The organism is Streptomyces sp. NPDC030893, from assembly GCF_055571535.1.
The window spans coordinates 256,507-268,327 of record NZ_JBVIFC010000006.1; the positions used below are offsets into that span (position 1 = coordinate 256,507).

Here is an 11,821-nt window from a genome sequence, read left to right on the forward strand (position 1 = left end):
GGGACCACCCCGCCCGGCCGGGCCGACAGGCGCGGCGCGGGCGACCGGAACCGCAGGTCGGACGGGCGGCAGCGGCTCCCGGGCACGGCGCCCGGCACGGAGGCGGCCACCGGAGGGGCACAGGACGCCGTGCGACCCTGCGCCGGGATTCCCCGTCCGATGCGACTACTGGACGATTGGCGCCATACGGGCCTTTGACGGCCATGTCTGGCGCCGACGGCAGGGGGTAACCGTCCGAGGATGAGCTGAGGAGCACATGTCTGCCGAGAGCACACCCGGCGCGCGCCACCGGGGCAAGGGGCGCCGCCGCACAGAGCGGGAGAAGCGGCACAGGGGCTGGAAGGCCGTGGCCTGGACCGCGGCCGGCATCGTCGCCCTCGGCGGGGCCGGCGCCGGAGCCGTGTACGTCAAGCTCAACGGCAACATCGAGAGCGTCGACATCGACCAGGCCCTCGGCGCCGCCCGGCCCGAGAAGGCGGACGACGGCTCCGAGAACATCCTCGTCCTCGGCTCCGACACCCGCGCCGGCGGCAACCGGGACCTCGGCGGCGGCAGCGACGACGGCACCGCCCGCTCCGACACCGCGATGATCGTGCACGTCCACGAGGGCCACAGGAAGGCCGACGTGGTCTCCATACCGCGCGACACGGTCGTCGACCGGCCCGAATGCACCGACACCGAGGGCGGCACCCACCCGGCCGCGGACGGCGTCATGTTCAACTCCGCCTACGCGACGGGCGGAGCGGCCTGCGCGGTGAAGACCGTCGAGTCGATCACCGACCTGCGCATGGACCACTACCTGGAGGTCGACTTCACCGGCTTCCGCAAGCTCGTCGACGAACTCGGCGGCGTCGAGGTCACCACCACCGAGGACATCGAGGACCCCGACAGCCACCTCGACCTGCCGGCCGGCACCCACCGCCTCGACGGCGAACAGGCCCTCGGCCTGGTCCGCACCCGGCACGGCGTCGGCGACGGCTCCGACCTCGGCCGCATCCAGCTCCAGCAGGCGTTCATCAAGGCTCTGGTACGGCAGGTCGAGGAGGTCGGCGTCCTCACCAGCCCGAAGAAGCTGTACGACCTCGCCGACACCGCCACCAAGGCCGTCACCACCGACTCCGGCCTCGGCTCGGTCAACTCCCTGATGTCCTTCGCCAATGGCCTGAAGGGCATCGGCGCCGACAACATGCACATGATCACCATGCCGGTCGTCTACGACCCCGCGGACGCCAACCGCGTCCTGATCGAGAAGAACAAGGCCCGGCAGGTGTGGGACGCACTGAGGAACGACCGGTCGATCCCCGCGAGTGCGACCGAGGACACGGCCGCGGGTGAAGCGGGGGGCGTCGTGAGCGCCCCGTGAGGGGCGCGGGACCGCATCCATCGACGGCTCCGCCGCGCGGGCGCGGGAAACCACGGACGGCCCGCAGGGAATACACGGCGCGAACCCCCGGTTTTGGGTGACGGCCCCAGTCCTGGCAGACTGGTACGTCGGCCCCGGTTCACGCTCCCGCACCGAGCGGAAGCGACCCGGCGCCCTCCCGAACCTAGGAGACACCTTGAAGCGCGACATCCACCCCGAGTACGTCGAGACGCAGGTCAGCTGCACCTGTGGCGCGTCGTTCACCACCCGCAGCACGATCTCCAGCGGCAACATCCGCGCCGAGGTCTGCTCCGAGTGCCACCCGTTCTACACGGGCAAGCAGAAGATCCTCGACACCGGTGGCCGTGTGGCCCGCTTCGAGGCCCGCTTCGGCAAGGCCGCCGGCTCCAAGAAGTAGCGAGCCACCAACCGCCGGTCCACGGCCGCGCCCCCGCCCGGGGGCAGGCCGGGACCGGCGTTTTTGGTCGCCCGCCCCTTCACCCACGTACCAGCAGGAGCCCAAGATGTTCGAGGCCGTCGAGGAACTCGTCGCCGAGCACGCCGACCTGGAGAAGCAGCTCGCCGACCCGTCGGTCCACGCCGACCAGGCCAACGCGCGCAAGCTGAACAAGCGCTACGCCGAGCTCACCCCGATCGTCGCCACGTACCGCTCCTGGAAGCAGACGGGCGACGACATCGGGGCCGCGCGCGAACTGGCCGCCGACGACCCCGACTTCGCCGCCGAGGTCAAGGAACTGGAGCAGCAGCGCGAGGAGCTCACCGAGAAGCTCCGCCTGCTCCTCGTCCCCCGCGACCCCAGCGACGACAAGGACGTCATCCTCGAGATCAAGGCGGGCGCGGGCGGCGACGAGTCCGCCCTGTTCGCCGGCGACCTGCTGCGCATGTACCTGCGCTACGCCGAGCGCGTCGGCTGGAAGACCGAGATCATCGACGCCACCGAGTCCGAGCTGGGCGGCTACAAGGACGTCCAGGTCGCCGTGAAGGCCCGCGGGCAGATCGAGCCCGGCCAGGGCGTGTGGGCGCGGCTGAAGTACGAGGGCGGCGTGCACCGCGTGCAGCGCGTGCCGGCCACCGAGTCCCAGGGGCGCATCCACACCTCCGCGGCGGGCGTCCTGGTGACCCCGGAGGCCGAGGAGGTCGACGTCGAGATCAACCCGAACGACCTGCGCATCGACGTCTACCGGTCCTCCGGGCCCGGCGGGCAGTCCGTCAACACCACCGACTCCGCCGTGCGCATCACGCACATCCCGACCGGAGTCGTCGCCTCCTGCCAGAACGAGAAGAGCCAGCTCCAGAACAAGGAGCAGGCCCTGCGTATCCTGCGCTCCAGGCTGCTCGCGGCGGCGCAGGAGGAGGCGGAGCGGGAGGCCGCCGACGCCCGCCGCAGCCAGGTCCGCACCGTCGACCGCTCCGAGAAGATCCGTACGTACAACTTCCCGGAGAACCGCATCTCGGACCACCGCGTCGGCTTCAAGGCGTACAACCTGGACCAGGTCCTGGACGGCGAACTCGCCGCGGTGATCCAAGCCTGTGTCGACGCGGACTCGGCAGCCAAGCTCGCCGCCGCGTAAGCCCCGTAGACAGCCCGGAGGACCAGTGAACCTGCTGCTCGCCGAGGTGGCCCAGGCCACCCAGCGGCTCGCCGACGCCGGCGTGCCCTCGCCGCGCACCGACGCGGAGGAACTCGCCGCGTTCGTGCACGGCGTCAAGCGCGGCGAGCTGCACGGTGTGAAGGACTCCGACTTCGACGCCCGCTACTGGGAGGTCATCGCCCGCCGCGAGGCCCGCGAACCGCTCCAGCACATCACCGGGCGGGCGTACTTCCGCTACCTGGAGCTCCAGGTCGGCCCCGGGGTGTTCGTGCCGCGGCCCGAGACGGAATCCGTGGTCGGCTGGGCGATAGACGCCGTGCGGGCCATGGACGTCGTCGAGCCGTGCATCGTCGACCTGTGCACCGGCTCGGGCGCCATCGCGCTGGCACTGGCGCAGGAGGTGCCGCGCTCGCGCGTGTACGCCGTGGAGCTGTCCGAGGACGCCCTGACGTGGACGCGGAAGAACATGGAGGGGTCCAGGGTCGAACTGCGTCAGGGAGACGCCCTGACGGCCTTCCCGGACCTCGACGGACAGGTCGACCTGGTGGTCTCCAACCCGCCGTACATCCCGCTCACCGAGTGGGAGTACGTCGCACCGGAGGCCCGCGACTACGACCCCGGCCTCGCGCTGTTCTCCGGCGAGGACGGGCTCGACCTGATCCGCGGCCTGGAACGCACCGCGCACCGGCTGCTGCGCCCCGGCGGGGTGGTCGTCGTCGAGCACGCCGACACCCAGGGCGGACAAGTCCCGTGGATCTTCGCCGAGGAACGGGGCTGGGCGGATGCCGCCGACCACCCCGACCTGAACAACCGCCCCCGGTTCGCCACCGCCCGCAAGGCACTGCCGTGAGCGTCCCGCATACTTCATCCCCCCAGCAGCACGTGTACGAGGAGGCCCGCTAAATGGCTCGGCGATACGACACCAACGACGCGACCGATCGCACCACCGGTCTGCGCGAGGCCGCGTCCGCCGTGCGCCGGGGCGAGCTCGTGGTGCTGCCGACGGACACGGTGTACGGCATCGGCGCCGACGCGTTCACCTCGGAGGCCGTCGCCGATCTGCTGGACGCCAAGGGCCGGGGCCGCAACATGCCCACGCCCGTCCTCATCGGCTCCCCGAACACCCTGCACGGCCTGGTCACCGACTTCTCGGAGCTGGCCTGGGAACTGGTCGACGCCTTCTGGCCGGGCGCGCTGACGCTCGTCGCCAGGCACCAGCCGTCGCTCCAGTGGGACCTCGGGGACACCCGGGGCACGGTCGCCGTGCGGATGCCGCTGCACCCCGTCGCCATCGAGCTGCTCACCGAGGTCGGGCCCATGGCCGTCTCCTCGGCCAACCTGACAGGCCACCCGGCGCCGGAGAACTGCGACGCCGCGCAGGAGATGCTCGGCGACTCCGTCTCCGTGTACCTGGACGGCGGGCCCACCCCGGGCAACGTGCCCTCCTCCATCGTCGACGTCACGCGCCCCGTGCCGGTGCTGCTGCGTGAGGGAGCGCTCTCCCCGGACGAACTGCGCAAGGTGGTACCCGACCTCGAGGTGGCGAATTGACGGCCCCTGAGGCGGGGCGTGGCATAGGCAACGAGGAATCCAGCGCGGAGATGACGACGACCTTCGGGTTTCCGCGCGACACCTTCCGCATCCTCCACGTCAGTACCGGAAATGTGTGCCGCTCACCCATCACCGAGCGGCTGACCCGGCATTTCGTGAGCCAGCGGCTGGGCATCCTGGGCGGCGGGCTCATCGTGGAGAGCGCGGGCACGTGGGGGCACGAGGGTGCGGCGATGGAGGCGCACGCGGAGACCGTGCTGGAGGAGTTCGGGGCGGACGCCTCCGGCTTCGTGGGGCGGGAGCTGCTGGACGATCACGTGATCCGGGCGGATCTGGTGCTGACGGCTACGCGCGATCACCGGGCGCAGGTCATCTCGATGGGGCATTCGGCGGGGTTGCGGACGTTCACGTTGAAAGAGTTCACGCGGCTGGTGAACGCGATCGATCCGGCGACGTTGCCGTCGCTGGACGAGGGGCTGGTCATGCGGGCGCGGGCGCTGGTGCGGGCGGCTGCGGCGCTGCGGGGGTGGTTGTTGGCGCCGACGCTCGAGGCGGACGAGGTGTACGACCCGTACGGGGCGCCGTTGACGTTCTTCCGGTCCATCGGGGACGAGATACATCAGGCGCTGGATCCTGTGGTGACGGCGCTGACGGGGGTTGCGGCGCGGGCGTAGGTGTCCGGCTGCGGGGGTGGGCTTACAGGGCCTCCGGCGTTGTCCCGCTGTGCCCACCCGTTCCGCCCTGCGGAACGATTGCCCACAGCGGTGGGGACGACTGCCCGCAGCGGCGGGTTGACTGCCCGCAGCGGCGGGGGTGACTGCCCACGGCGGTGGGGGTGACTGCCCACGGCGGTGGGGGTGACTGCCCGCAGCGGTGGGGGTGACTGCCCGCAGCGGTGGGCCGGCGGCTGCCCATAGCGACGGGCCGAGCGGCTGCCCAGGGTGGGAACTCGGGCGGTCTTGGTGGGGCGGGCCTACATTGGCGGTATGACGGTCGGCCGTGCCCTTGGGGACGATGTGCTGTGGCGGCAGGATCCCGCGCTTGCCGAGGTGCTGCTCGGGGAGCGTGAGCGGCAGGCGACGACGCTGCAGCTGATCGCCGCCGAGAACTTCATGTCGCCGGCCGTGCTGGCCGTCCTCGGCTCGCCCCTCGCCAACAAGTACGCGGAGGGCTACCCGGGCAACCGGTACCACGGCGGCTGCGAGATCGTCGATGTCGCCGAGCGGCTCGCCGTCGAGCGGGCCGAGCAGCTCTTCGGCGCCGAACACGCCAACGTGCAGGCACACTCGGGCTCCTCCGCCGTCCTCGCCGCGTACGCGGCCCTGCTGCGCCCCGGTGACACCGTGCTCGCCCTCGCCCTGCCCCACGGCGGTCACCTCACCCACGGCTCGCCCGCCAACTTCTCCGGCCGCTGGTTCGACTTCGTCGGCTACGGCGTGGACCCGGAGAGCGGGCTGATCGACCACGAACAGGTCCGCGCCCTGGCCCGTACGCGCCGCCCCAAGGCCATCGTCTGCGGCTCCATCGCCTACCCCCGCCACATCGACTACGCCTTCTTCCGCGAGGTCGCCGACGAGGTGGGCGCCCACCTCATCGCGGACGCCGCGCACCCCATGGGCCTGGTCGCCGGGGGAGCGGCGCCCAGTCCGGTGCCGTACGCGGACATCGTGTGCGCGACGACGCACAAGGTGCTGCGGGGACCGCGCGGCGGGATGATCCTGTGCGGCGGCGACCTGGCCGAGCGGGTCGACCGGGCGGTGTTCCCGTTCACCCAGGGAGGCGCCCAGATGCACACCGTCGCGGCCAAGGCGGTCGCCTTCGGGGAGGCGGCCACCCCGGCGTTCGCCGCGTACGCGCACCAGGTGGTCGCCAACGCGCGGGCGCTGGCCGCCGCCCTGGCCGCCGAGGGGCTGGCCGTCACCACCGGCGGCACGGACACCCACCTGATCACCGCCGACCCGGCGCCGCTCGGCGTCGACGGACGCGCCGCGCGCGGCCGGCTCGCGGCGGCGGGCATCGTCCTCGACTGCTGTGCGCTCCCGCACGGCGACGACCGCGGGCTGCGCCTGGGCACGGCGGCGGTGACCACGCAGGGCATGGGCGCCCGGGAGATGGCGGCCGTCGCGGGGCTGCTGGCGGCGGTCCTGCGGGGCGCCAGGGACCCCGCACGGGCCCGGGAGGAGGCACGGGAACTGGCCGCCGCCTTCCCGCCGTACCCGCGCTGAGAAGCCCCTGCACGGGGTAGACGCACCGGATGCACAGCCGTGCGTGCAACCATCGTCGCTACCCGGAAGTCCCCACCCATATGCGCGCCTCGCTAGGGTGAGGGGCTGTGATGGCCAGCGAGACCTGTGGGGAAGCCCGTGCGTGAATACCTGCTGACGCTCCTCGTCACGGCCGCGGTGACGTACCTGCTGACCGGGCCGGTGCGGAAATTCGCGATCGTGGCCGGGGCGATGCCGGAGATCCGGGCACGTGACGTGCACCGGGAACCCACTCCGCGGCTCGGCGGTATCGCGATGTTCTTCGGCCTGTGCGCGGGCCTGCTGGTCGCCGACCACCTCACCAACCTCAACCAGCTCTTCGAGAAGTCCAACGAGCCGCGCGCGCTGCTCTCCGGGGCCGCGCTGATCTGGCTGATCGGTGTGCTGGACGACAAGTTCGAGATCGACGCCCTGATCAAGCTGGGCGGCCAGATGATCGCCGCCGGTGTGATGGTCATGCAGGGTCTGACGATCCTGTGGCTGCCGATCCCGGGCGTCGGCTCGGTCGCGCTCACCCAGTGGCAGGGCACCCTGCTCACGGTCGCGCTGGTCGTGATCACCATCAACGCGGTCAACTTCGTGGACGGGCTGGACGGTCTCGCGGCCGGCATGGTGTGCATCGCGGCGGCGGCGTTCTTCCTGTACGCCTACCGGATCTGGTACTCGTACGGCATCGAGGCGGCCGCCCCGGCGACGCTGTTCTCGGCGATCCTGATGGGCATGTGCCTGGGCTTCCTGCCGCACAACATGCATCCCGCCCGGATCTTCATGGGCGACTCCGGCTCGATGCTCATCGGTCTCGTCCTCGCCGCGGGCGCGATCTCCGTCACCGGGCAGGTCGACCCGGACGCGCTGAAGCTGTTCGCCGGTTCGGAGAAGGAGGCCGTGCACCAGACGGTGCCGGTGTACATCCCGCTGCTGCTGCCGCTGACCATCATCGCGGTGCCGGCCGCCGACCTGATCCTGGCGATCGTGCGGCGCACCTGGCGCGGTCAGTCGCCGTTCGCGGCGGACCGGGGTCATCTGCACCACCGGCTGCTGGAGATCGGCCACTCGCACAGCCGGGCGGTGCTGATCATGTACTTCTGGTCGGCGCTGATCGCCTTCGGGGCGCTCACGTACTCGGTGAACTCGGCGTCGATGTGGATCGTGCTGAGTGTGGTGGTTCTCTCCACGCTCGGCCTCATCCTGCTTCTGCTGCCCCGCTTCAGGCCGAGGGCCCCGCGCTGGGCGGAGGCCGTCGTGCCGCCGCGCTACCGCCGCCGGCGGGCCGCGGAGCCCGCCTCCGACACCTCGGTCCCCGAGGCGGCCGGGGAGGCGGCCGGAGAGGCTTCCGAGGGCGACCGCACCCCGGTGGCCGCGGGCGTCTCGGGCGTCGCGGGTGCCAACGGTGCGACCGCCGTCGGCTCCCGCGCCCGCTTGGCCGGCCGCTCACGGCCAAGGTAAGAATCCGGCTAGAGCATTGCCAAGTCGTGGGGCTTCGATGGGGCCCCGTTGGTGCGATGAAACGTCCCAATACCAGACAAAGGGTCCGGCTATGCGCTCAGGGGCGCGAGTTCACTCTCATGCGTGACGGTTGGCACACTCGGCAGGTAAAGACTGCATCAAATAGTTTGTGATACCGTTCACGAGTCCCGCCGGGTGAGGCCGACGGACCGTGGTGCGACGGTTCGCGGGCGCAGGGAAAACCACACCCCGCGCGGGGGTTACGCTCGTTCACGACGACACCTTTTGCACCCCCCCTTTCTTGTTGTGCCCCCTGTAAAAAGCGGAGTTGCCGCCATGCCGTCCAACGACGTCCGGATCCTGGTCCAGGCCGCCGTACCCACCGCTGCCGTCGGCGCGGTCGCCGTCGCGATCGGTGCTGCCGTCGAAGGCGGCAAGGGGGCGATCGGAGCGGTGATCGGCGCCGTGCTCGTCATCCTCCTCATGGGGGCCGGGCTGTACACGCTCCAGAGGATCGCCCGGCAACTGCCTCATCTGTTCCAGGCGATGGGGTTGATGATGTACATGACTCAGCTGCTGCTGATCTTCGTCTTCATCGCGCTCTTCAAGGACACGACGCTCTTCCACCCGAAGGTGTTCGCGCTGAGCCTGCTCGCCGCCACCCTGACCTGGGTCGCGGCACAGGCACGTGCCACCATGACGGCCAAGACCCTTTACGTGGAACCCGATTCGTCGGCGGACGAGAGCAAGAAAACCCAGGGGCACTCGTCGTGAGCCGTAGGGCCGGGATAAAGGCGCACGGAAGACCCTGCTATCGTCCGGTGCCAACTGCGGCATCGCGGGCGCGGGCATCCGAGCTGACGCCTGCCACATCGCGAGGCGAGATGCCCCACAGCCGCCCCCACATCCGTAACACCAGTCCCGTGCCGAACCGCGGCCCCGTTCCGCGCCGACACCACGAGGTTGCCGAATCCATGCGCCACGCCGAAGGAGCCCGCGGTGAGTGCTGACCCGACGCAGGTGCTCGCCTTCGAGACCGACTGCCACATCTTCGACGGCTGTGGCTTCCCGTCTCCCGGCCTGCACTCGTTCCTGTTCGAGCCCCTCTGGGGCGACGGCGACAGCAACCTGTACTTCAACAAGACGATGCTGCTGGCACTGCTCGGCTCCATCGTCATCATCGGCTTCTTCTGGGCGGCCTTCCGCCGGCCCAAGGTCGTCCCCGGCAAGCTCCAGATGGTCGCCGAAGCCGGCTACGACTTCGTCCGCAGGGGCGTCGTCTACGAGACGATGGGCAAGCGCGAGGGCGAGAAGTACGTCCCGTTCATCGTCGCCCTGTTCTTCTTCGTCTGGATGCTGAACCTCTGGGCGATCATCCCGCTGGCCCAGATGCCGGTCACGTCGATCATCGCGTACCCGATGGCGCTCGCGCTGATCGTCTACGTGGTGTGGGTCTCGCTGACCTTCAAGAAGCACGGCTTCGTCGGCGCCCTGAAGAACTTCACCGGCTACGACAAGTCGCTCGGCGCCGCCCTGCCGGTCGTCATGCTCATCGAGGCCTTCTCGAACCTGCTCGTGCGGCCCTTCACCCACGCCGTGCGACTCTTCGCGAACATGTTCGCGGGCCACATCCTGCTGGTGCTGTTCACCATCGCCAGCTGGTACCTGCTGAACGGCATCGGGATCGCCTACGCCGGCGTCTCGTTCGTGATGGTCCTGGTGATGACCGGCTTCGAGCTCTTCATCCAGGCTCTGCAGGCCTACGTCTTCGTCCTGCTGGCCGTTACCTACATCCAGGGCGCGCTCGCCGAGCACCACTGAGCGTCCCGCACCCGCCCCAGTCGTCCGGTGGTCCACCCCCCACCGGAACCGTGAAGAAAAGGAAGAACTGGCATGTCCCAGACCCTCGCTGCCGTCAGCGGCTCGATCGCTTCCATCGGCTACGGCATCGCCGCCTTCGGCCCCGGCATCGGCGTCGGCATCATCTTCGGTAAGGGCACCGAAGCCATTGCCCGTCAGCCCGAGGCCGCCGGCCTGATCCGTGCCAACCAGATCCTCGGCTTCGCCTTCTGTGAGGCGCTCGCCCTGATCGGCCTGGTCATGCCGTTCGTCTACGGCACCTGATCACCTGATCTGCGACCGACCCACTAGACGAAAGGCACTCTGATATGAGCCCACTGCTTCATATCGCGGCCGAGGAGCAGAACCCCCTCGTCCCGCCGATTCCCGAGCTCGTCATCGGCCTGCTCGCCTTCGTCATCGTCTTCGGCTTCCTCGCCAAGAAGCTCCTCCCGAACATCAACAAGGTTCTGGAGCAGCGTCGCGAGGCGATCGAGGGCGGGATCGAGAAGGCCGAGGCGGCTCAGACCGAGGCCCAGAGCGTGCTGGAGCAGTACAAGGCTCAGCTCGCCGAGGCCCGCCACGAGGCCGCGCGCCTGCGCCAGGAGGCGCAGGAGCAGGGCGCCGCGCTCATCGCCGAGATGCGTGCGGAAGGCCAGCGGCAGCGTGAGGAGATCATCGCCGCCGGTCACACCCAGGTCGAGGCGGACCGCAAGGCCGCCGCGTCCGCGCTGCGCCAGGACGTCGGCAAGATCGCCACCGACCTGGCCGGCAAGCTCGTCGGCGAGTCCCTGGAGGACCACGCCCGGCAGAGCCGTGTGATCGACCGCTTCCTCGACGAGCTCGACGAGAAGGCCGAGGCCGCACGATGAACGGAGCGAGCCGCGAGGCCCTGGCCGCCGCACGGGAGCGACTCGACGCGCTGACGGACTCCACGTCCGTGGACGCGGCGCAGCTCGCCGACGAGCTGGCCGCCGTCACCGCGCTGCTCGACCGCGAGGTCAGCTTGCGCCGGGTCCTCACCGACCCGGCGCAGGCCGCCGACGCCAAGGCCGACCTGGCCGGACGCATCTTCGGCGGCCAGGTGGGCGGTCCGACCGCCGACCTGGTGGCCGGGACCGTGCGCTCCCGCTGGTCGCAGTCGCGTGACCTGGTGGACGCGCTGGAGGAGCTGGCCACCACGGCCGACCTCACGGCGGCCCAGCGGGCCGGCAACCTCGACGACGTCGAGGACGAGCTGTTCCGGTTCGCCCGGATCGTGTCGTCCGACACGGAACTGCGGGCCGCGCTGACCAGCCGCGCCGCGAGCGGAACGGCCAAGGGCGAGCTGCTGCGTCAGCTGCTCGGCGGCCGTGCCCACGCCACCACCGAGCGTCTGGTGACGCGTCTCGTCACCGCCCCGCGGGGACGTAGCCTGGAGACGGGACTCGAGTCCCTGTCCAGGCTGGCCGCCGAACGCCGCGACCGTACGGTCGCCGTCGTCACCTCGGCGGTCCCGCTGAGCGCCACCCAGAAGCGTCGCCTCGGCGCCGCCCTGGCGAAGCTCTACGGCCGCGAGATGCACCTCAATCTCGACGTGGACCCCGAGGTCCTCGGCGGGATCCGGGTCCGGGTCGGCGACGAGATCATCAACGGCTCGGTCGCGGACCGGCTCGAGGACGTCGCCCGCCACATGGCGAGCTAGCAGCAGCAACTCCATACGTATGTACAACGGCCCGCGTTGGGCCGTGCAGAGGATTCACCTC

Annotated in this window: 13 protein-coding genes; all 13 read left to right on the forward strand. The window is 70.5% G+C overall.

Annotation, left to right across the window (positions count from 1 at the left end):
• Nucleotides 1-256 precede the first annotated feature (256 nt).
• The 13 genes from ACZ434_RS15290 to ACZ434_RS15350 all read left to right on the forward strand — a co-directional run bounded on the left by ACZ434_RS15290 (nt 257) and on the right by ACZ434_RS15350 (nt 11,760).
• A complete protein-coding gene (locus ACZ434_RS15290; RefSeq protein WP_468455758.1) occupies nt 257-1,363 on the forward strand; it encodes an LCP family protein in 1,107 nt (368 codons plus the stop codon).
• 196 nt (nt 1,364-1,559) lie between these two features.
• Complete coding sequence (gene rpmE / locus ACZ434_RS15295) at nt 1,560-1,781, forward strand: 50S ribosomal protein L31 (RefSeq protein WP_006130146.1); 222 nt, start codon at nt 1,560-1,562, stop codon at nt 1,779-1,781.
• A gap of 106 nt (nt 1,782-1,887) precedes the next feature.
• Nucleotides 1,888-2,955 (forward strand): peptide chain release factor 1, encoded by a 1,068-nt coding sequence (prfA, locus tag ACZ434_RS15300; RefSeq protein ID WP_468455761.1) that lies wholly within the window; start codon nt 1,888-1,890, stop codon nt 2,953-2,955.
• 25 nt (nt 2,956-2,980) lie between these two features.
• Nucleotides 2,981-3,826, forward strand: coding sequence for a peptide chain release factor N(5)-glutamine methyltransferase (gene prmC, locus ACZ434_RS15305; protein ID WP_468455763.1), 846 nt, complete (start codon nt 2,981-2,983; stop codon nt 3,824-3,826).
• Nucleotides 3,827-3,879: 53 nt separating this feature from the next.
• Nucleotides 3,880-4,527 (forward strand): L-threonylcarbamoyladenylate synthase, encoded by a 648-nt coding sequence (locus ACZ434_RS15310; RefSeq protein WP_468455765.1) that lies wholly within the window; start codon nt 3,880-3,882, stop codon nt 4,525-4,527.
• Entirely contained in the window at nt 4,524-5,201 is a 678-nt protein-coding gene (locus ACZ434_RS15315) for an arsenate reductase/protein-tyrosine-phosphatase family protein (protein ID WP_468455767.1), read from the forward strand. Before ACZ434_RS15310 ends, ACZ434_RS15315 begins: the two co-directional genes overlap by 4 nt.
• 312 nt (nt 5,202-5,513) lie before the next feature.
• Nucleotides 5,514-6,752 (forward strand): serine hydroxymethyltransferase, encoded by a 1,239-nt coding sequence (locus tag ACZ434_RS15320; RefSeq protein WP_468455769.1) that lies wholly within the window; start codon nt 5,514-5,516, stop codon nt 6,750-6,752.
• A gap of 138 nt (nt 6,753-6,890) precedes the next feature.
• Nucleotides 6,891-8,237 (forward strand): MraY family glycosyltransferase, encoded by a 1,347-nt coding sequence (locus ACZ434_RS15325; RefSeq protein WP_468455771.1) that lies wholly within the window; start codon nt 6,891-6,893, stop codon nt 8,235-8,237.
• Nucleotides 8,238-8,573: 336 nt separating this feature from the next.
• Nucleotides 8,574-9,011, forward strand: a complete 438-nt coding sequence (locus ACZ434_RS15330) for a hypothetical protein (RefSeq protein WP_403382729.1) — start codon at nt 8,574-8,576, stop codon at nt 9,009-9,011.
• Nucleotides 9,012-9,236: 225 nt separating this feature from the next.
• Entirely contained in the window at nt 9,237-10,058 is an 822-nt protein-coding gene (atpB, locus tag ACZ434_RS15335) for a F0F1 ATP synthase subunit A (RefSeq protein WP_468455774.1), read from the forward strand.
• A 72-nt stretch (nt 10,059-10,130) separates the two neighbouring features.
• Complete coding sequence (atpE, locus tag ACZ434_RS15340; protein ID WP_004983330.1) at nt 10,131-10,361, forward strand: ATP synthase F0 subunit C; 231 nt, start codon at nt 10,131-10,133, stop codon at nt 10,359-10,361.
• Nucleotides 10,362-10,405: 44 nt separating this feature from the next.
• Nucleotides 10,406-10,948 carry a F0F1 ATP synthase subunit B gene (locus ACZ434_RS15345; protein ID WP_468455777.1) on the forward strand — a complete coding sequence of 181 codons (543 nt, stop codon included), beginning with the start codon at nt 10,406-10,408 and terminating at the stop codon, nt 10,946-10,948.
• Nucleotides 10,945-11,760: a F0F1 ATP synthase subunit delta gene (locus tag ACZ434_RS15350; protein WP_468455779.1), complete on the forward strand. Its 816-nt coding sequence runs from the start codon at nt 10,945-10,947 to the stop codon at nt 11,758-11,760. The genes ACZ434_RS15345 and ACZ434_RS15350 overlap by 4 nt, the downstream gene beginning before the upstream one ends.
• The last annotated feature ends 61 nt before the right edge of the window (nt 11,761-11,821 follow it).